Origin of the sequence: Prevotella jejuni (genome assembly GCF_900187995.1) — a bacterium.
GTDB classification, from domain to species: domain Bacteria; phylum Bacteroidota; class Bacteroidia; order Bacteroidales; family Bacteroidaceae; genus Prevotella; species Prevotella jejuni.
The window spans coordinates 126,870-148,651 of the sequence record NZ_FZNZ01000003.1 but is presented as its reverse complement, the minus strand read 5'-3'; the positions used below and the strand labels follow the sequence as shown (position 1 = coordinate 148,651).

The 21,782-nt window shown below is 42.5% G+C and carries 13 protein-coding genes; 9 read left to right on the top strand and 4 right to left on the bottom strand.

Annotated features, from left to right (window positions below; all coding sequences use genetic code 11):
- Positions 1 to 192 precede the first annotated feature (192 nt).
- Positions 193 to 2,187, top strand: a complete 1,995-nt coding sequence (locus CHB62_RS01895) for a helix-hairpin-helix domain-containing protein (RefSeq protein ID WP_089365465.1) — start codon at positions 193 to 195, stop codon at positions 2,185 to 2,187.
- A gap of 50 nt (positions 2,188 to 2,237) precedes the next feature.
- Here the strand turns inward: CHB62_RS01895 and CHB62_RS01890 are convergent, their stop codons facing one another.
- Complete coding sequence (locus tag CHB62_RS01890; protein ID WP_089365464.1) at positions 2,238 to 2,987, bottom strand: hypothetical protein; 750 nt, start codon at positions 2,985 to 2,987, stop codon at positions 2,238 to 2,240.
- Between the two features lie 341 nt (positions 2,988 to 3,328).
- Between CHB62_RS01890 and CHB62_RS01880 the strand changes: the two genes are divergently transcribed.
- The gene (locus CHB62_RS01880) at positions 3,329 to 4,129 is read left to right on the top strand and encodes a hypothetical protein (RefSeq protein ID WP_089365462.1); all 801 of its coding nucleotides are present in this window, start codon (positions 3,329 to 3,331) and stop codon (positions 4,127 to 4,129) included.
- 314 nt (positions 4,130 to 4,443) lie between these two features.
- Here CHB62_RS01880 and CHB62_RS01875 read toward each other — a convergent pair whose 3' ends face one another.
- Positions 4,444 to 5,193 carry a hypothetical protein gene (locus tag CHB62_RS01875; protein ID WP_089365461.1) on the bottom strand — a complete coding sequence of 250 codons (750 nt, stop codon included), beginning with the start codon at positions 5,191 to 5,193 and terminating at the stop codon, positions 4,444 to 4,446.
- Between the two features lie 341 nt (positions 5,194 to 5,534).
- On the opposite strand from CHB62_RS01875, the gene CHB62_RS01865 reads away from it, so the two are divergent.
- Both CHB62_RS01865 and CHB62_RS01860 read left to right on the top strand, forming a co-directional pair.
- The gene (locus tag CHB62_RS01865; protein WP_240616193.1) at positions 5,535 to 6,335 is read left to right on the top strand and encodes a hypothetical protein; all 801 of its coding nucleotides are present in this window, start codon (positions 5,535 to 5,537) and stop codon (positions 6,333 to 6,335) included.
- A gap of 275 nt (positions 6,336 to 6,610) precedes the next feature.
- Positions 6,611 to 7,645 (top strand): Fic family protein, encoded by a 1,035-nt coding sequence (locus tag CHB62_RS01860; protein ID WP_089365459.1) that lies wholly within the window; start codon positions 6,611 to 6,613, stop codon positions 7,643 to 7,645.
- A 252-nt stretch (positions 7,646 to 7,897) separates the two neighbouring features.
- On the opposite strand, the gene metG is transcribed toward CHB62_RS01860, so the two are convergent.
- Positions 7,898 to 9,961, bottom strand: a complete 2,064-nt coding sequence (gene metG / locus CHB62_RS01855; protein WP_089365458.1) for a methionine--tRNA ligase — start codon at positions 9,959 to 9,961, stop codon at positions 7,898 to 7,900.
- 142 nt (positions 9,962 to 10,103) lie between these two features.
- Here metG and CHB62_RS01850 point away from each other — a divergent pair, with 142 nt between their 5' ends.
- Positions 10,104 to 12,092, top strand: a complete 1,989-nt coding sequence (locus tag CHB62_RS01850) for a KUP/HAK/KT family potassium transporter (RefSeq protein WP_089365457.1) — start codon at positions 10,104 to 10,106, stop codon at positions 12,090 to 12,092.
- A gap of 13 nt (positions 12,093 to 12,105) precedes the next feature.
- Here the strand turns inward: CHB62_RS01850 and CHB62_RS01845 are convergent, their stop codons facing one another.
- Entirely contained in the window at positions 12,106 to 13,821 is a 1,716-nt protein-coding gene (locus tag CHB62_RS01845; protein WP_089365456.1) for an RluA family pseudouridine synthase, read from the bottom strand.
- Positions 13,822 to 14,023: 202 nt separating this feature from the next.
- On the opposite strand from CHB62_RS01845, the gene CHB62_RS01840 reads away from it, so the two are divergent.
- The 4 genes from CHB62_RS01840 (at position 14,024) to CHB62_RS01825 (ending at position 21,692) form a co-directional block, all read left to right on the top strand.
- Positions 14,024 to 15,016 (top strand): patatin-like phospholipase family protein, encoded by a 993-nt coding sequence (locus CHB62_RS01840; RefSeq protein ID WP_089365455.1) that lies wholly within the window; start codon positions 14,024 to 14,026, stop codon positions 15,014 to 15,016.
- A 642-nt stretch (positions 15,017 to 15,658) separates the two neighbouring features.
- Positions 15,659 to 18,646 (top strand): SusC/RagA family TonB-linked outer membrane protein, encoded by a 2,988-nt coding sequence (locus CHB62_RS01835; RefSeq protein WP_089365454.1) that lies wholly within the window; start codon positions 15,659 to 15,661, stop codon positions 18,644 to 18,646.
- 34 nt (positions 18,647 to 18,680) lie between these two features.
- Complete coding sequence (locus tag CHB62_RS01830; protein ID WP_013264020.1) at positions 18,681 to 20,426, top strand: RagB/SusD family nutrient uptake outer membrane protein; 1,746 nt, start codon at positions 18,681 to 18,683, stop codon at positions 20,424 to 20,426.
- A 30-nt stretch (positions 20,427 to 20,456) separates the two neighbouring features.
- On the top strand, positions 20,457 to 21,692 hold the full coding sequence (locus tag CHB62_RS01825) for a SusF/SusE family carbohydrate-binding protein (RefSeq protein WP_089365453.1): 1,236 nt from the start codon (positions 20,457 to 20,459) through the stop codon (positions 21,690 to 21,692).
- Positions 21,693 to 21,782: the final 90 nt, after the last annotated feature.

The window sequence follows — 21,782 nt, the reverse complement described above, 5'->3', positions numbered from 1 at the left end:
AACCTTTGTTTGCCGTGCTATTCATGCTTTTTAGCACAACCCATAACCCTCTCTTTTTCTCTCTCCAACCCCGTATTTGTTGGTAGAGCGACATAAGAGAGGGTTTTCTTATCACTTTTCTTGTTGTTTTATTTGCTTTTCTCAGTAACAAAGACTATATTTGCTGTCTTAATACTAAGGAAATCTAACTAAATGAAACACCTACTACTAACCTGCCTATTGGGCCTTTTTAGCCTCACGTCTACAGCACAACAGCCTTTAGAATGGGACGAACTGTTAGAGGAACTCTATGCGACAAATGACGAGAATAGGGACGCAAGGGAGGATGACTACGATGTCTTAGCCGACCTTGCAGCACATCCTTTGAATCTAAATACGGCAAGTAGGGAAGAACTTGCACGTATCCCGTTCCTCACAGCAGAACAGATAGAGGACCTACAAGCCTACGTCTATCAATATCATGGTATGCAGTCGTTGGGCGAATTGGCTATGATTGAGTCCTTAGATGCTCTCCGTCGTCAGCTTCTCCCTTATTTTGTCTATGTCTCACCAGTTGAGGAACAATGCAAGTTCCCCTCCCTTAAAGCCATTGCGAAGGGTGGGAAGCACTGCTTCTTATTGACTGCGAATGTTCCGTTCTACCAACGAGAAGGCGACCGGCAAGGCTATCTTGGCTATCCCTATACCCATTCCTTCCGTTATTCTTTCCGTTATAGCGATTATGTTCAGGCTGGATTGGTGGGTGCACAAGATGCTGGCGAACCCTTCTTGGCGCATGGCAATGGCCTTGGATACGACCATTATAGCTTTTACTTACTGTTGAGAAAGATGGGACGGGTGAAGGCTTTGGCTATAGGACGCTATAAAGTGAGCTTCGGACAAGGACTTGTTATCAACAACTCCTTAGGCTTTGGGAAGCTTGCTATGCTCTCCATGTTAGGCAGACAAGCTACGGCTATTCGGGCACACTCCTCTCGCTCGGCTGCTAACTATCTGCAGGGAGCTGCTTCAACAATAGAGATTGCAAAGCACCTCAACCTCACCACCTTCCTTTCCTACCGTAGTATAGATGCCACACTGACTGACGATGGGACTATCAAGACCATCCTTAAAACGGGTTATCACCGTACTTTGCGTGAAATAAGCCGTAAAGATGCAGCCTCACAATTAGCTGCTGGCGCACACGTCGGTTGGTCGTCTGGTGCAATTAGCCTCAGTCTGTCAGGCGTTTATAGCCGTTTTAATAAGGATTTAACCCCTAATACGTCTTTATATTACCGTCATTACGCCCCCGCAGGTAATGACTTTTGGAACGTAAGTGCCGATTATAGCTATCAACACCCACGTTGGGCGTTGACAGGGGAGACGGCAATAGATGGTAAGGGACACATAGCTACGGTGAATAACCTTTCTTTTCAAGCCGCTCATAACCTGTCGCTTCTTGCGGTGCAACGCTATTATGACTATCAGTACACTGCCCTCTTCGCTCGTAGCTTTGGTGATAACGGAACGGTTCAGAACGAGAGTGGCTTGCTCATCGGTGCTAACTGGGGGCTAACTCGTGGTTTGTCGCTCATGGCTTACACTGATTTCGCCTATTTCTCACACCCTCGTTTTGGTGCACATACAGTTAGTAAGGCGTGGGATAACCTACTGATGCTTACTTATAATCGGCAACGTTGGTCGCTCTTGGCCCGTTATCGCCTTCGAATACGTGGGAGAGACAATGCTGATAAGACGATGCTTCTAAACGAGGTGGCGCAGCGTGGGCGTCTTGCCTTGACCTATTCTGCAGCTTCTTTAGCCTGTAAGAGTCAGTTGGATGTCGCTACAAGCAGTAGTGTAAAGCGTAGTATCGGCTATATGGTGAGCGAATCTGGAACATGGAAACCCCTTTCGTGGCTCACGCTGAATGGTATGATTGGTTATTTCCAAACAACAGATTTCGCTTCACGTATCTATGTTTACGAGCGTGGTCCACTCTATTCTTTTAGCTTCCCTGCCTTCTTTGGTAAGGGTATGCACTATAGCCTGTTTGCTCGGGCAGACCTATCGAGCCGTCTTATGATAATTCTTCGCAGTGCTACCACGCATTATTTCGACCGCGACCATATCTCTTCTGGGCTTCAACAAGTCAACTCCTCAACGTTAAGTGGACTTGATATTCAATTGCGTTGGCGGTTTTAGGTGTTGATACTTGCTGTGGTTACGATTTATGGGGACGATAGTGTAGGGCGTTATTCACCAAAAGCTTCATAGTTTCCCATCCGTAAGAGCATTGGGAAATGGCGTCGGTAACGATAAAGAGAGAAGTCACCTTCGTCGTCAAACGCCGTAAAATCGAATTGACGTGTGGCTTGATACTTTGCAGTAGAATTGTGTTCGTCAACGTAGATGTCCGTCAAACAGGGTTGTCCATCAGACATATTGATAAGGAGTTGATAGTCATATTTGTATCCTTGTCCACCCTCATAACTCAGTTCTATACCCACTTTTCCTGTCCTAATCCCCTCAAAACTTAGCATTGTATCCGCCTCCGTGTTACGGATAACATTGCTATAAACCCATCTTTTTCCCTTGTATTCAATGACAAGAAGACGGTCGGTAAAAATCGAATCCGTGATGCTGTCTATGCTTGTCGTCATCGTTATTGGAGACAAAATAGCGGCATTCATCCCCCTGAAAGATGCTTCACTCGTCTTCACATAGAAGTTAGATATCTTAAAACCTTTCCATGTATAAAAGCCCTTCCAGCGGTTTGGTGTAGGACAACTAAGCGTTATGGTGTTATTCGTAAAGCTTGTCAGGTGTTGAATTGGCTTCCCATAATATTCCATAACCGTATCAGCATCGACATCATATCCGTCCTCTATCAGTGGATTATCTGCCTTTTTGCTTGTCTTTGTGGTATCGGCAGAAAGGTTGCAAGCCATGCAACTAACAGCAAACAGCGTAAATAATAAAAAGTAGAAACCCTTTCTTCTCATATTCCTAACCCTCTTTTGTTTTATTCTTAACCATCGATTCTATTCTTTCCTATGGTTGCAAAAGTAATTAAAAGTACCGATATAAACAAGTCGAGACCATGCTTGCCGAATTATTTTCATGAAAAAAAATATTTTTTGTCGTGAAAATAAATATTTATCTTCATGAAAATAAATTCTTCTTGTCATGAAAATAATTCGCAGGAGTAGCTTGTTGCGCTATTGCGCTACCCTCTTTTTGATTAGTAAACACATACAATTGGGTGGTAAGAAAAGGTCTTTTCTGTCTTTTGTTATCCTTTTTTTTATCTATATTTGCAGATGAAAGCAATACTATATACGACATGAAACAAGTCAGTAAGATAATTCTTTGTTTGCTCTGTGTGGCAATGGTGTTGACAGGTTGCCGTGATAAGGTGCGGTCAAAAGCCGATGCAGCCGACCCTCAAGCCGCAGTAAGCCAGTCAATGAAGCGTATATCAAAGGTGGAAAAACAAGGAGATATGCATCAATATGATGTTGCTGACCAGCAGCGAATAACTGATTTCATTCCCAAAGGTTATAAACTATTTGAGAAGATATCGGGTGACTTGAACAAAGATGGGCTTGAAGACTGTGTGTTAATCATCAAGGCAACACGCAAAGATGGTTTTGAAAGAGATTATGAAGGTAAATTGATAGACCGAAATCGTAGGGGTATTATCATACTGTTTACCGAGAAAAATGGTTATAAACTTGCGTCGAAGAATTACAATTGCTTCTCATCAGAGAATGAAGATGGAGGTAATTATTTTTCTCCAGAACTGTGGGTAGAGGAGAGAAAAGGGAATCTTTATTTGCGTTATTGTCATGGTCGGTATGGTTATTGGGAGTATTGTTTCCGTTATCAGAACTCAGATTTTATGCTTATAGGCTATGAAGTGTCTCATGATCGTGGACCAGTAGTCTTATTTAAAACGAGCATCAACTTTCTTACAGGCATCGTATATGATGATGAGAATATCAATGCTGACAAGTATGATGCAGATTCTGATGATGATTCAGAAATAGATGAGGTGTTCAAGAGGACTGTCGTTAAGTTGAAGAAAAAGCCTTTAATGAAACTCTCGGAAATAGAAGATTTCGACGAACTAAGGTTTGAATAGTTATCTTAAACAAAGGGATTACGAATAAAAGAGTTTGTGTGTTGTCGTTTTGTTCTTACTATTTGAGAAGGTCCCTTATATTGCTTTTGGTAAATAAAACGCGTTGAATATGTAGCTTTTAAGGGCTGTGTAGAGTTATCGAGCGCTTGCCTTTAAAACATATAGAGCGTAAGAATCGGCTCAAAATACCATTCTTTCTACTCGTTTTTAAGTTCGCCTTCAACGTTAAGTGGACTCGATATTCAATTGCGTTGGCAGTTTTAGGTGTTGATACTTTATGTGATTACGATTTATGGGGACGATAGCGTAGGCTGCTATTCACCAAAGGCTTCATAGTTTCCCATCCGTAAGAGCATTGGGAAATGGCGTCGGTAACGATAAAGAGAGAAGTCACCTTCGTCGTCAAACGCCGTAAAATCGAATTGATGTGTGGCTTGATACTTTGCGGTAGAATTGTGTTCTTCAACGTAGATGTTCGTCAAACAGGGTTGTCCATCAGACATATTGATAAGGAGTTGATAGTCATATTTGTATCCTTGTCCAGCCTCATAACTCAGTTCTATACCCTCTTTTCCTGTCCTAATCTCCTCAAAACTTAGCATAGTATCCGCCTCCGTGTTATGGATAACATTGCTATAAACCCATCTTTTTCCCTTGTATTCAATGGCAAGAAGACGGTCGGTAAAAATTGAATCTGTGATGCTGTCTATGCTTGTCGTCATCGTTATTGGAGACAAAATAGCGGCATTCATCCCCCTGAAAGATGCTTCACCCGTCTTCACATAGAAGTTAGATATCTTAAAGCCCTTCCATGTATAAAAGCCCTTCCAGCGGTCTGGTGTAGGACAACTAAGCGTTATGGTGTTATTCACAAAGCTTGTCAGGTGCTGAATTGGCTTCCCATAATATCCCATAACCGTATCAGCATCTACATCATACCCGTCCTCTATCAGTGGATTATCAGCCTTTTTACTTGTCTTTGTGGTGTCGGCAGAAAGGTTGCAAGCCATGCAATTAACGGCAAACAGCGTAAATAATAAAAAGTAGAAAACCTTTCTTCTCATATTCCTAACCCTCTTTTGTTTTATAATTAACTATCGATTCTATCATTTCCTACGGTTGCAAAAGTAATTAAAAGTACCGACATAAACAAGTAAGAACTATGTTTGTCGAATTATTTACATGAAAATAAATATTTTTTGTCGTGAAAATAAATATTTATCTTCATGAAAATAAATTCTTCTTGTCATGAAAATAATTCGTAGGAGAGGATTGTTGTGCTATTGATCTACCTTCTTTTTGATTAGTAAACACATACACTTTGGTGATAATAAAAGGTGTTTTCTGTCGTTTGTTATCCTTTTTTTTATCTATATTTGCAGATGAAAGTAATACTATATACGACATGAAACAAGTCAGTAAGATAACTATTTGTTTGCTCTGTATGGCAATGGCGTTGACAGGTTGCCGTGATAAGGTGCGGTCAAAAGCCGATACTGCTGACCCTCAAGCTGCAGTAAGCCAGTCAATGAAGCGTATATCAAAGGTGGAAAAACAAGGAGATATGCATCAGTATGATGTTGCTGACAAGCAGCGAATAACTGATTTCATTCCCAAAGGTTATAAACTATTTGAGAAGATTTCGGGTGACTTAAATAAAGATGGGCTTGAAGACTGTGTGTTAATCATCAAGGCAACACGTAAGAATGGTTTTGAAAGAGATTATGAAGGTAAATTGATAGACCGAAATCGTAGGGGTATTATTGTGCTGTTCTCTGAAGAGAAAGGCTATAAAGTTGCTGTAAAGAATTACAATTGCTTCTCATCAGAGAATGAAGATGGAGGTAATTATTTTTCTCCAGAGTTGGGTGTAATCATAAAGGATAGTAAGCTATATTTACATTATTACCATGGTAGATATGGTTATTGGGAGTATTGTTTCCGTTATCAGAACTCAGATTTTATGCTTATAGGCTATGAAGCGTCTCATGATCGTGGCCCAGTAGTCTTATTTAAAACGAGCATTAACTTTCTTACAGGCGTCGAATATGATGATGAGAATATTAATGCTTACAAGTTTAATGCTGATTCTGATGATGACTCAGAAATAGATGAAGTGTTCAAGAGGACTGTTGTTAAGTTGAAGAAAAAGCCATTAATGAAACTCTCGGAAATAGAAGATTTTGACGAACTAAGGTTTGAATAGTTATCTTAAACAAATGGATTATGAATAAAAGAGTTTGTGTGTTGTCGTTTTGTTCTTAGTTTTTGAGAAGGTCCCATATATCGCTTTTGGTAAATAAAACGAGTTGAATATGTAGCTTTTAAGGGCTGTGTAGAGTTATCGAGTGCTTGTCTTTAAAACATATAGAGCGTCAGAATCGGCTCAAAATACTATTCTTTTTACTTGTTTTTAGGCTTACGATGAGCCGATAATTGGCTTTTTATTGCTATATTTGCACCGATTAAGGTTTGTAAGTCATGAATGAATCAAGAGATATATTACAATATCTGCATTATCATCCACTCTCTTCTCGTGGTGATATTACTGCAGGAACAGCTTTCAAAGGTAGTGATGCGACTTTGAAACGTATGATAGCAGCTGGCATTAAGGCAGGAGACATCGTGGCAGAAGGAAAAGCACGTGCTACTCGTTATAGGCTTTCTCCCCAAGCCCAGTTGCTGATGCCACTCAATCTTGATACTTATTTCGCGCTTGAAGTGGATGAGCGACAAGTGCAGAGCAGTTATAATTTTGAGCTAATTAATGGTCTACTTGCAGAAACAAGACTTTTCTCTGACAAAGAGCAGTCACACCTTGATGCATTACAAGATGAGTTTCGGCAGCATGTCAGTGAGTTGACTGATAATGAGTATCGTAAGGAGATGGAGCGATTAGGAATTGATCTTAGTTGGAAGTCTTCACAAATAGAAGGTAACACATATACTTTGCTTGAAACAGAACGTTTGCTCCGTGAGAGTAAGACAGCTGAAGGTAAGACGAGAGAAGAGGCTGTGATGCTACTCAATCATAAGGATGCTTTGAGCTTTGTCCTTGACAACTCAGACTATCTAAAGGAACTAACGGTTAGTCATATAGAGGATATTCACCAATTACTAACAAAGGATCTCTCTATAGATAAAGGTCTTCGTCGTCATCGTGTGGGCATTACAGGTACTAATTACCACCCTTTAGATAATGAATTCCAAATCCGTGAGGCTATGAGAGATGCCTGTGAACTAATCAATAGTAAGTCTAATATCTTTGAGAAAGCCCTACTCACACTCGTACTTCTGTCTTATATTCAACCTTTCTCAGATGGGAATAAGCGCACAGCACGTATTACGAGTAATGCAATACTTATTGCTAATGACTATTGTCCACTTAGTTTTCGTTCTGTAGACTCAATAGACTACAAGAAAGCTATGCTCATCTTTTATGAGCAAAATAACCTTTATGCTTTTAAGCAAATATTCATGGAACAGTTTGAGTTTGCCGTAAAGGAGTATTTCTAATATGTAATATGTATGTGTCTTTGGACTTTCAATTACTGTCTATGAGATGTAAAGGTGAGAAGGAGAGCAGAGTTTAGTTTGAAAGTGAGAGATTTCTTTTCTTCAAACTACGATGTAAACAAAAAGAGTCAGCGAACTTAGCGTATTATTCTAAGGTATTGAAACTTAATAAAAAAGGCAATTATAACGTATGGAGATGCACACATTATAATTGCCTTTTAAGGTTATTTGAAAAAGCCACTTGGGCTTATCTTATCCCACTTGACTACCTGGTTTCACCTCACCCATTGTTGTTGTTACGGAGAGGGAGCCATCGAAATTAACGGCAGAGAGTATCATTCCTTGGCTCTCGATGCCCATCATCTTACGAGGAGCAAAGTTTGCAACGAAAAGAACGTCCTTACCAGTGAGCTGCTCTGGCTCGTAGTAGGCTGCAATACCACTAAGGATAGTGCGCTCAACACCCGAACCATCATCGATAGTGAACTGCAAGAGCTTCTTACTCTTCTTCACCTTCTCACACTTGATGATATGTCCTACACGGATATCAAGCTTCTCGAAGTCTTCGAAAGGAATGTCCTTCTTGATAGGTTCAGCCTTGTAGGAAGCGGCTTTGTTAGCCATCTTAGTCTCTTCCAACTTACGTAACTGAGCCTCGATAGCCTCGTCGTCAATCTTGTCAAAGAGTAGTTCTGGTTCAGCCAACTGCTTTCCAGCTGTGAGAAGGTCGGTAGAACCAAGTTCACTCCAGTTATACTCCGTCATGTTAATCATCTCACGAAGTTTCTTACTGCTAAATGGCAAGAATGGTTCGAAGGCAATACTGAGGTTGGCAACGAGCTGAAGTGAGATGTAGAGAATGGTCTCAACGCGCTTAGGGTCGGTCTTCCAAAGCTTCCAAGGTTCTGTCTCTGCGATGTATTTATTACCGATGCGGGCGAGGTTCATAGCCTCCTTCTGTGCCTCACGGAACTTAAAGATTTCAAGATAAGCCTCAACCTTCTCCTTGACATCCTTAAACTCTTGTATTGTCTGGCGGTCAATCTCCTCTAACTCACCACAGGCAGGAACCACACCGTTCCAATACTTCTTTGTTAACTGTAGTGCACGGTTTACGAAATTACCGTAGACAGCAACGAGTTCAGAGTTGTTACGCTCTTGAAAGTCTTTCCATGTAAAGTTGTTATCTTTGGTCTCTGGTGCGTTAGCAGTCAGTACATAACGTAGTACATCCTGCTTTCCTTCAAAGTCACGGAGATACTCGTGGAGCCATACCGCCCAGTTCTTACTTGTAGAAATCTTATTATCTTCGAGGTTAAGGAACTCGTTGGCTGGTACGTTATCAGGTAAGATATAGTCGCCATGAGTCTTTAGCATGGTTGGGAAGATGATACAATGGAAGACGATATTATCCTTTCCAATGAAATGAACGAGACGTGTCTCTGGGTCTTGCCACCATTTCTGCCATGTACCGAAATGCTCTGGATCATTCTCGCAAAGTTCCTTCGTGTTTGATATATAGCCAATTGGCGCATCGAACCATACGTAAAGAACCTTACCCTCAGCACCCTGTACAGGAACAGGAATACCCCAATCGAGGTCGCGGGTCATAGCACGTGGTTGCAAATCCATGTCTAACCAGCTCTTACACTGCCCATAAACGTTTGGTCGCCACTCCTTGTGATCCGTCAAAATCCACTGCTTCAGCCACTCTTGATAGTCATTCAGAGGGAGGTACCAGTTCTTTGTACGCTTGATGACAGGCTGTGAACCTGAGATAGTAGAGTGTGGATTCTTCAGTTCCATAGGGCTTAAGTCACTGCCACACTTCTCACATTGATCGCCGTATGCATTCGGATTACCACAGTGAGGACACTCACCCATGATATAGCGGTCGGCAAGGAACTGGTGAGCCTCCTCATCATAGTACTGCTCACTCTCCTGTTCAACGAGCTTGCCATCGTCGTATAGCTTACGGAAGAAGTCTGAAGCGAACTTATTGTGCGTCTCACTTGTAGTGCGACTGTAGATGTCGAAGGAGATACCAAACTCCTCAAACGAGTCCTTTATCAACTTATGATAACGGTCACATACGTCCTGTGGGGTGACACCTTCCTTCTTTGCACGGATGGTGATAGGCACTCCATGCTCGTCACTACCACAGATGAAAGCTACTTCACGGTTCTTCAATCGGAGGTAGCGTACGTAGATGTCGGCTGGAACATACACTCCGGCAAGGTGTCCTATATGCACACCACCATTCGCATAAGGCAATGCGGCCGTCACAGTAGTACGCTTGAATTTCTTTTCTTCCATATCTGTTTGATTGTTGTTTTATACGTGCAAAGTTACTGTAAATAAGGTAAACGACAAAAGAAATATAGATAAAAGCCAATAGTTAGTTCTCTTGTTACCGTGATTTTATTTACCTTTGCACTCGTTTTAAGTATTTATAAGAATGACTCAGGATAACAATTGCAGTAATGCAGCACACCATAAGCTTAGCTTGGTGGGCGTTCTTGTGACCTTAGGTATCGTGTTTGGCGATATTGGTACGTCTCCTTTGTATGTGATGAAGGCTATTGTCAGGGCAGGAAACCCTGTCAATGCAGAGTATATCATTGGTGCTGTATCGTGTATTATATGGACTTTAACTCTCCAGACAACCGTTAAGTATGTCTTGATAGCCCTTCGTGCAGACAATAAAGGGGAGGGAGGAATACTCGCTCTGTATGCTTTGATACGTCGACATAGTCGTAAGTGGTTTTATCTCTTAGCCATTGTCGGAGCCAGTACACTGATAGCTGATGGAGTCATAACCCCTTCTATCACTGTTCTCTCTGCTATTGAAGGATTAAAAGTATATGAGCCAGAGACCCCCGTAGTACCTATTGCCCTGTGTATCGTTACGGTATTGTTCTTCATTCAGCAATTCGGAACAAACATGATCGGTAAGTTGTTTGGTCCATTGATGTTCGTATGGTTCTCTATGTTAGGCGTATTAGGAGCCATGCATGTCGGTGATTATGTCCCTATCTTACAGGCTTTTAATCCCTTACATGCCATTCGCTTGCTGACGAGCAACCCTGAGTGGTTCTTAATCTTGGGTGCAGTGTTCCTCTGTACGACTGGTGCTGAGGCCTTATACTCCGACTTAGGGCATTGTGGAATTAATAACATCCGCACGAGTTGGGCATTTGTTAAGATTATGCTTATCCTCAATTATCTTGGTCAAGGGGCTTGGATAATAGCACATGTTGATAATCTTACCTCTGGGTTGAATCCTTTTTATGCCATTATGCCCCACGGTATGCTCTTTTTCGGTATCGTCATGGCAACGATAGCAGCCATCATTGCGAGTCAAGCATTGATTAGTGGGTCGTTTACTATCTTCAGTGAAGCAATGAACTTGAAGTTTTGGCCACGTCAGAAGATTAAGTATCCGACCGATGTTAAGGGACAACTTTACATTCCATTTGTCAATATGTCGCTCTTTATCTTATGTGTGATTGTGATACTTTTCTTCCAGAGTTCGGAACGAATGGAGGCTGCTTATGGCTTGTCAATCACGATAACCATGCTCATGACTACCTTCCTCTTGAGTGCTTATCTTACTATTCGTCGTGTAAATCGTTGGCTAACACTCCTGTTTCTTATCGTCTTTGTCGGTTTGGAGAGTATCTTCTTCGTCGCAAACATGGCAAAGTTTATGAATGGAGGTTGGGTAACCATGCTTCTTGCCAGTGTGATGATAGGAATCATGTACGTGTGGTATAATGCCACAACCATTCGTAATTCGCAGATACAGATACGTGATGTTCGTGAATCATTCAGTATTATTTCCGATATTAAGAGCGATGAGTCAATCCCTAAGTATGCGACAAACATAGTCTATCTAACCAAGCTTGGAGGTAAATACGACATCGAACAGAAGATTCTCTATTCAATCATTAACAAGCATCCAATGCGTGCTGACCATTATTTCCTGCTGCATATTGACTATCAAGACAGTCCTTCAACGCTAGAGTATGACGTCACCACACTCGTTCCCGATACTCTTTATCGTATCAACCTACGGTTAGGATTCCGCATCCACCCACTTGTCAATCGTTATTTCAGGCAGATAATCGAGGATATGGTGGCTAAGGATGGCTTCTCACTTGCGTCGTCTTATCCTTCACTGGCTAAGCATAATGTGATGGGAAACTTTGTCTTCGTACTTATTAATAGGATTTACTCTGCCTTCACTTCTTTCTCTTTTAAGGAGCGACTCATCATGGATGCCTATGAATGGATAGACCATCTGAAGTTGAGCATGAACCGCTCTTTAGGTCTGAACACAAGTAATGTGCTGATAGAGAATGTGCCGTTAACAGTGAAGGTACATACAAAGAAGGGTGGAGACGGTATTCCAAGGGTTGAAAGAATAGAAGAAGAGGAGGAGTAGAGAGGCCCGATACTTATAAAGGAGTATCGAAACTCATTCGTCTCTGAGTGATAGGATGAGTGAACTCAAGGTGCTCTGCGTGTAGCCAAAGGCGTTCTGCTCGCTGTCCGTAGAGGTTGTCTCCTATGATAGGGGTGCCCAATCCGTCTGGATGTGCACAATGGATGCGTAGCTGATGGGTACGACCTGTCAGCGGATTGAGTGCTATCTTCACTGCTTCCTGCCCATCCTTACCATACACGGTCTTACCGATAAATCGATACTCGGTGGTTGCAGGCTTCCCATTAGTCCTATCAACCCGCTGTCGAGGACGGTCGTCTGGGTTGGGAGAGAGCGGGAGGTCTATCCGTCCCTCTGCTGGTAACTGTTTGTCAAGGATAGAGAGTGGAAGCAAAGCAACATACTTCTTCTTGACAGTTCGCCCAATAAACTGTGCTTGCAAAGCCTTATGAACCTCAGAAGAGCGGGCTACAACGAGCAAACCACTTGTTGCCATGTCTAATCGATGTACCATGAAGGCATCGCTCTTACCCTTCCATCGTTCGCTTAGAATACTGTAAACGGATGGTTGACAGCCTTTTCCTGGAATAGAAAGTAAGCCCGACGGCTTGACAACTACTGCAAGATAATCGTCTTCATAGAGTATTTTTAGTCTTTCAGAAAGAGCTAATTCGGTTTCATAATCTGTCCTATCGCACTCCTTATCGTCAACGTCTATCCCTTCCAACATCCATTCCAAGATAGGTTTACACTTTCCATTACAAGCAGGATAGTAGTTTCCATGCTGTCTTATCTCGGTTTTTGGCGATGGTCCCCACCAAAACATTGCCATGCTAATAGGCTTATAACCATGTAGAAAGGCATATTGTAAGAGCTTTGGTTCACAGCATTCACCTGCACCAGAAGGCGGAAGTAGCGAAGCTGCAAGACTTTCCTTGGCAGCACGTTCAGCAGTATTCACATTTGTTATATTGGCCGCCTTCGTACGAGCAGGACTGTTCCTTAGATAGTAATCACGGAAGATATCGAGTAAGTTCTTACGTTCTCTGTGTGCATTGAGCAGTGAGAATTGAGCGAAAAGCCAACGTTGTAGCCGATCAGACTTCATCTTGCGCTCTCGTTTCCAAGCTGTTATCTGTTCTTGATAGCTGTTTACAACTGTCTGTGCAGCGGTAATCTGCTCAGCGTATGCCTTTTTCTTACGTTGCAATTCGGCTTTAAGAAACTGGCTCTGACGTGTCATCTCATTTCGTTCTGCCTCTGAAATAAAAGCCTCCTTACGACGTTTATCACGTAAGAATTTGGCACCTTGCATCACTCTCCGTGCTTCGTCGATAGCCTTTTCAGCCTCTTGCTGAATCTTTTTAAGGTTATCCAGTGCCTGTCGATAGGCTGTTGAGGCTTTTAGTTGGACTATCTTTTGATTCAATTGGGTAATCTCTGCTTCGTGAGTTTTGAAGTAACCATCAGGCTGAAGATAGTCGAAGACAGCAGGGACAAAGTCTTCTCCCTCATCAGCTATTTGTCCTGAGTAGGCTTGCAGATAGCCAATCTGTCCGTCTCGTTCAACAATCAGAACGCCATACATCTTCCCCTCGGTAGGTGCAATGGGTAGATTTGCCTGCAACAGCTTAACTGCTGCACAGCAAAGAGCGTCTGGCTCGTAATCGAAAGGATTATTAAACCGAGCGGGTAGAGTCTGTTCTGATAGGATAGGATGGAACTTCATGGTGCAAAGGTAGGGAATAGTTGACGAGTAAACAAGTTTACGAGTGAACAAGTTGTTTGTTTTGAAGTTGACAAGTTGACAAGTTGATGAGTGAACAAGTTACTTGCTTTTGAGGAAATATGAAGATTGTTGGAGAAATGAAAAGCAACAATAAAAGGAAAAAACACGCTTTTTCTCTTAGAAAAACATTACTTTTGTCGCTATGAAAAAATACTTACTTGTATTTCTGATGCTGATATGCTGTGGTCTATCTGTGATGGCACAGCAACAGAACGAAGGTGGGAAGACCCGCCCAAAGGTGGGACTTGTACTTGGTGGCGGTGGTGCAAAAGGTGCTGCAGCCATAGGAGTACTGAGAGAGTTAGAGCGGGCCAAGATACCTATCGACTATATTGCAGGGACGAGTATAGGGGCAATTATAGGCGGACTCTACGCTCAAGGTTATCGGGCAGACGACCTCGATAAGCTTTTTCGGTCGCAGAATTGGTTGTCGTTATTGGCTGATAGAGATACAGCTCTTGTAGGAAAGATGTACAAGGAAGAGGATGGTGTGGTCTATGTCTTCGGCTTCCCTGTCCATAAGAAGGCGGATGTTGGTGGACAGAAAGGATTTGGCATCTTACATGGCGACCATGTCTACGACTTTCTTGACAGCCTTGTCAGTCGTTCGCCAGTGCGGCGTGGTGCTCTCCAACAGGCTATTCCCTTTGCATGTGTAGCCTATGATATTCGTTGCCAACAAGAGATAATCCTCGATACAGGGTCTGTTGTGCGGAATATGCGTGCCAGTATGGCTATCCCTGGGGCGTTTAAAGCCATACGAATGGACACGCTGATGCTGGTAGATGGCGGTATGAGTAACAATCTTCCAGTAGATGTTGTGCGCAAGATGGGGGCAGACGTGGTGATAGCTGTCGACCTTCAGCAACGTAAGTATGATGACTATCATTCGCCTTTCGCCTTTCTGAAAGGTATGGGTGGTATTCTGAAATGGTTGGCCGAACGGCCAGATATAAAGAAATATAATGTTAACCGGACGCAAGCCGACCTATATATTAATCCTGAGTTAGGTCGTTATGGTGTCACCGACTTCAATAAGAAGGCCATAAAAGACATCCTTCGAATAGGCGAAGAGACAGCTTTGAAGCATCGGACGCAGATTAGTTCGGTGTTGAAAGGTATCGGTGTGCGATAGAACTGTTTCCTTATAAGTAAGGCGTTAGTGCTTTACGATATATTAACTAACGCCATTCTTCATCGTTCCAAACTATCTTCTCTTATGGTACGGATACTCCGCACAAACTGTCCGGAGGCCCCGGACAAAGTGTCCGAGTACTCCGGACAACCTGTCCGAAGGCTTCGGACAAAGTGTTCGGACGCTTCGGACAACTGAAGAGAAACGTCCTCTTGGTGTCAATCTACCCTTGTGAGGTGTCAAAAACATCAATTTCTGCCCATTTCATCGATAGTTTTGGTCTTCGAGAGGGCGCGAAGTATAGACTGAGAACAAGAAATTTATGGTTCTGTTTGAGTAAGTTTCTGCTTACAAAGAAGAGTATAGAGGAGTGGAGTTAACTGTTAAATATGTATCTATTGCGCTTTTGTTAGTTGTTAAAATATATTTTTGGTGCTTATAACTCATGTTGTATTTTTTTGTATAATACGGTTTGTAAGTTGCTGATAGTCAGTGAAGAGTATTTGTAATTTCATTTATTTACCCTTTTATCCTTACCATATAGTCTAATTTTCGTGTATCTTTGCATACACCTTTTAAGATAAGGAGTTTCCGTTATAACGACAGGAAATAATTTTAAAAACATAAATCAAATTAACAATCATGAAACCATTGCAAACTGAGACCAGTTCATGGCGTAAGGTACTTGCCCTATTGGTGGGTCTAATATGCACCTTGAACGTGGCGGCTCAAAAACTCAATGTTAAGGGATCGGTAACCGATCAGAATGGAGAACCAGTCATTGGTGCAACCATTATGGAGGAAGGTACCAAGAATGGTGTGGTGACGGATATTGATGGTAACTTCTCTCTATCTGTTGCAAGTCCTAAATCTCGACTCCGTGTGACCTACATCGGTTACAAGACACAGGATTTACCAGTAAACAATCAGACTGATTTTAAGATTAAGTTGCAGGAAGATGCTGCTAATCTTGATGAGGTTGTTGTAGTTGGTTATGGTACGATGGATAAGAAGGAACTTACTTCTGCTGTGTCTCACGTATCTTCTAAGAACTTCACACAAGTAGCAAGTGTAGACCCATCTATGATGATTCAAGGTAAGGTGGCTGGTGTTAGTATTACCAATACTGGTGCTGGTGACCCTAACAATCAGGCAAGTATCCAGGTGCGTGGTGTCTCATCTCGTGCTGCAGGACTTGGTCCGTTGATTGTCATCGATGGTGTACCTGGTGGTAACTTAACCAACCTCAATCCTAATGACATTGAGAGTTATGATGTCTTGAAGGATGGTGCTGCATCAGCAATCTACGGTACTCGTGGTTCTAACGGTGTTATTCTCGTAACGACAAAGAAGGGAGCTCGTGACGGAAACTTGCATACCTCTTATAGTGGCTCTATTGCTTTAGATGTCATTAAGAAGGATCTTGATATGCTCTCAGCTGATGAGTATCGTGCCAACCGATTGGCTTCTGGTACTGGTTATGACCTTGGCGGTTCAACAGACTGGATGAAGGAAGTGAGCCGTGTTGGTGTTCGCACTGTTCATACATTGACACTTAGTGGTGGTAATATCAAGTCTAATTACCGTGCATCGGTAGACTATCGTGATGCAAAGGGTATTGATAAGTACTCTGGTCGTCAGGAGTATGGTGCTCGTATCAGTTTGAACCATACAACCAACAGCGGTTTGATAACCTTCGGTTTGAATATCGCTCCACGTGTTGCCTATCGTAAGAATGCAACTTGGGATGTGTTCCGCAATGCCTTGGAGGCTAACCCTACTACTCCTATCTGGGATCCACAGAACCCTGCGCTGTACTATAACTTTAAGGGACAGCCTGCTGACTGGAACCCTATTGAGCAGGAGAAGAGACGTAAAGATACTGGTACAACAAAGTTGATTGACTGGGATGGTACCGTTAAGTTGAATCTTTTCCCATTGTTATTGACCAATCCTGGAAAGCAGGTGTTGACTACACAGTTGACATTCGCTGACCATCAATATGATAACTATAACCAGTGGTTCAGCCCATCAACCAACACCCGTACGATTAATGCAGGTCGTGATGGTGAAGCATCACAGAATTATAAAAAGGAATCTCTCCATAGTTTGGAGTGGATTAACAACTATAGCAACTCTTTTGGTAATCACAACTTAAAGGCTATGTTTGGTTACTCTTATCAAGAGGCTCTCTACTCAGGCTTCAATGCAGAGAATAAGGACTTCCCTAACGATGCTCTTGAGGACAACAACTTAGGAACAGGTAAGTTCATGAAGAAGAAAGACGAGCTTGGTATGGGTTCTTATAAGAATGGTTACAAGCTGATTGCATTCTTCGGACGTGTAAGCTATGACTGGAAAGGACGCTATATGTTAACAGCTTCTTTGCGTCATGAGGGTTCAACAAAGTTCGGTGAGCATTACAAGTGGGGTAACTTCCCTGCTGTGTCTGCAGGTTGGCGTATCTCTGACGAGGCCTTTATGGCAGGAACAAAGAGCTGGTTGACCGACTTGAAACTCCGTGCTGACTTCGGTGTGACAGGTAATCAGGACTTCGAATCATACAAGTCACTTGACACAATGCAGGGCTTTGGTTATTATATGTATAATGGTAAGTCTTATCAAGTATGGGGTCCTGGTAAGAATCCAAACGATGACTTGCACTGGGAGAAGGGTAAGAACTGGAACGTCGGACTTGATTGGGCGTTGTTCAATGGTAACCTCTTCGGTTCTTTCAACTACTTCAATCGTACACAGCAAGACCTCTTGGGTGATTATAACGTGACTGTTCCACCATATTTGTTTACGACTACTTTCGTGAACGTAGGTACTATGCGTAACAGTGGTTTCGAGTTTGATGTAACTTGGAATGCTATTAAGAAGAAGGACTTCACCTATACACTCAATGTTGTAGGAGCAACAATGGGTAATGAGTTCGTTAAGTTCAGCAATAGTAAGTTTGTTGGTCAGGACTTCTATTACATGGTTAATACACAGGATCCATACCCATTCCATACACTGCAACGTATCGAGAAGGGACGCCGTATCGGTAGCTTCTATATGTGGAAGTATGCTGGTATCACTCCTGATGGTAAGTGGATTGTTTATGACAAGGATGGTGATAAGGTCTTAGCAGACAATGCTACAGATGACGATCGTCAGTTTGTTGGCAATGGTCTTCCAAAGTTCACGGGTTCTATGACACATAGTTTCCGTTATAAGAACTTAGATGCTTCATTGTTCTTCCAGACAGCTTTGGGCTTTGATATCTTCAATATCCATGACTTCTATTATGGTATTAAGAACTTCCAAGGTAATGTAATGGATAAAGCATATAGTAAGAACCTTGCAGTAACACAGAACCCTATCGTCTCAGACTACTTCCTTGAGCCTGGTGACTACTTGAAGCTCTCTTCTGTAAGTCTTGGTTATACCTTAGATATGAAGAAGAAGTATCTTAGCTCTGTTCGTATCTATGCAACTGCAACCAACCTCTTTACGATTACGAAGTTCTCTGGTGTAGACCCTTCTACCTATCAGTTGAATGGCTTGACACCAGGTGCTACGGGTTCACGTACATACTATCCATCAACACGCCAGTTCATGTTAGGATTGCAAGTTGACTTCTAAAACAATCGTTCAATCATTTAGATAATGAAAAGCAATGAATAAGTTATATAAATACGCAGCATTGTTAGCAGTGCCTGCGGCTCTTATGACAGCCTCAAGTTGTACTGATCTTAGTGAGACACTGTACGACCAAGTGGCATCAAGCAACTATTATAATACGAAGGATGACGTTATCCGCGCAGTACTTCGTCCATTCGAACATGGCTTCTGGAGTATCCAGAGTCGCCATGTACTGAATGAAGAAACAGCCGACCAATTGATTACTCCTACACGTGAAGACTGGTGGGATGATGGTGGTCGTTGGGCTCGTATGCACCGCCATAAGTGGATTAACACGAATGGTGAGGCTCAGTCTGAGTTCAATGGTTGCTATCAAGGTATCGGACAGGCTAATAAGGTTATTGAAGACCTTAACACACTCTCTGCATCAAAGTTTGGTTTTTCAGAAGCAGAGTTCGCTAACCTTCGCGCACAGAACCACGTTCTCCGTGCATGGTATTATCTTCGTCTGTTAGATGCGTTCCGTAATGTCTACTACTCTGTTGGCTTCAAAGACCTATCACAGAACTCTAAAGGCCAGGTTCCACCACGTCAGATCTTCGACTTTATAGAGAAAGAATTGAAGGATGCTTTACCTGATTTGGTTAAGAAGGCTTCCCTCGGTGGTAATGGCAACATTGAAGGTCAGTGGACACAAGCTGGTGCTGCTGCATTGTTGGTTCGCTTGTATATGAATGCACAGGTTTATGTTGGTGAAGACCGCTATGCTGATGCAGAGAAGTATGCACAGGACATTCTTGATGGTAAGTATGGTACATACGCTGTAGCTGACCGTTGGGACGCTGCTTTCGATTGGGATAATGACAAGTGTGATGAGGTTATCTTCGCATTCCCAAGCTCTCAGGGCGAGACACACTGGCACTACAAGGGTGATGTTTATTGGTGGACTACTCCATCTAAGGCTAATGACTGGTTGAAGGATAAGAAGTGTAAGGAAGGTTCACACAACCTCAAGTACTCTGCTTCACCATCTTATAACCCTAAGGGAGAGAAGTATAACTTCGAGTTAGGTATGCCTATCGCTCAATTTAAGAAGTATCCATCAGACGTTCGACTAAAGATGTACAAGAACTTAAACAATGGTCGACGTGAGGGTATGTTCATCTTCGGTAAGATTCAATATATTGATGATGACGGACATCCACAGTATTTGAAGGATCACAACGGTAGATATGTTCTTGACATACGTGATGCTGTTGGTAAGTTCGGTGCTACTGATGGTAGCAAGTGGCTCAATAAGACTGAAAGTAGACTTGAGGATGGTGACGACAACTCAGGTTGGATGTTTGCTAAGTATCCTCTCTATCCAGATACTGAAGAGGACCTTCAGCTTGAAGCAGACTACTGTGAGGTACGTCTCCCAGAGATTATCTATAGCCTTGCAGAGTGTAAGCTGCGCAAGGGAGATGCTACTACAGCAGGTAAACTCTTGAACATGGTACGTAAACGTAACTATCCTTCTTCTGATTGGAGCACTGTTCTCTATGCCCCAGAAGGTACAGCAACCCTCGATATGAAGGAGATGTTGGCAGAGTGGGGACGTGAGTTCTTCGCAGAGGGACGTCGCCGTATCGATTTGATTCGCTTTGGTAAGTTCGAAGATGCATGGTGGGATAAGGAGGCAGATGCCGATAAGCACATCGAAATCTTCCCATTCCACCCAGACATCATGGGTGCTCATAAGGACATGAAGCAGAACCCTGGTTATGATGGCAACTAATTTATTAAATGATTAAAACCTATTCGTAAGATGAAATCAATAGTTAAATATGGTATGGCGCTATTGGCTCTTTTAGCGCCAATAACCTTCCAATCATGTCATGATGATAAGGATATCGTGGTCATCACAGAAGAGCTTCCATTGAAGGTCGACCATCTCTATATGGTGGGTGATGCTACCCCTGCTGGGTGGAGCATTGACAATCCATACGAGATGACACGTGATGAGAATAATAAGTACCTCTTTACTTATCACGGTAAGCTAAGGACGGGTGAGATTAAGTTGCCACTCTCTAAGGGTGATTGGGGTGCCACATTTGTTTACGCACCTGCTGCTAATACTGAAATCAATGATAAAGGCGTAGCCAGTGATGCGATAGATATTCGCAAAGGTGGTGCTGATAATAAGTGGAAGGTGACTAAAGCTGGTATTTATACCTTCGCTGTCGATCTCCGTACACGTAAGCTTACAGTTACTTATGAGGGCGAAGAACCAGCTGGTCCAATCGTTCCTATCGAGACAGAGTGGTTGTCATTTATTGGTAATGCAACGCCCTACGGTTGGGATATTGATGGGTTGAAAGCAAAGGTACAGGACGGTTCTGCTAAGTTTGCTAAGACCTCTTCTAATCCTTTACAGTTCACTTATGAGGGTCATCTCAACGTAGGTGAGTTCAAGTTGTCATTTGACAAATCAGATGGATGGAACAACATGATTCAAGCACCTGTAGCTGATTGTGAGTTCAACCATGATGGTCCTGCAAAGCAAGGCATGGTTGTTGGTGGCGAAGACAATAAGTGGAAGGTAACGGAAGTTGGTACTTATACTATTGTATTCGACCTCACAAAGCATGAGATTAAGGTAACGAAGTTCGAGGCTGATGCACCTGCTCCAGCTGCACCATCACCTTGGGATACTGAAAACGTCTATATGATTGGTAGCGCAACTCCTGCTGGTTGGGTAACTGATAATGGTGTTGCTTTCACTAAGTCAGGCGATCATCTCTTCTCTGTTGAGGTTCAGTTGGCTGAAGGTGAGATGAAATTCATGCTTGATAAGTCTGGTTTCTCTGATGAAAAGCCTTATTTCTTTGCGCCAGCAGAGAATACTGAAGTGAATGAACAAGGTGTTGCTAACGATGCTCTTGCCTACGGTACGGAGAAGAGTTATGGTGACAAGAAGTGGAAAGTGACCAAGGCTGGTAAGTATAAGTTGACACTCGACTTAAAGAATAAGAAGTTTAAGGCAGAGTACTTAGGTGCATAACTCCACTAATATAATAAGGTAGCTGTAAGATTATAGGCTTACACTCCTGATACAAGAGTGTAAATAGAGATACGATAAATGTCGACTCTT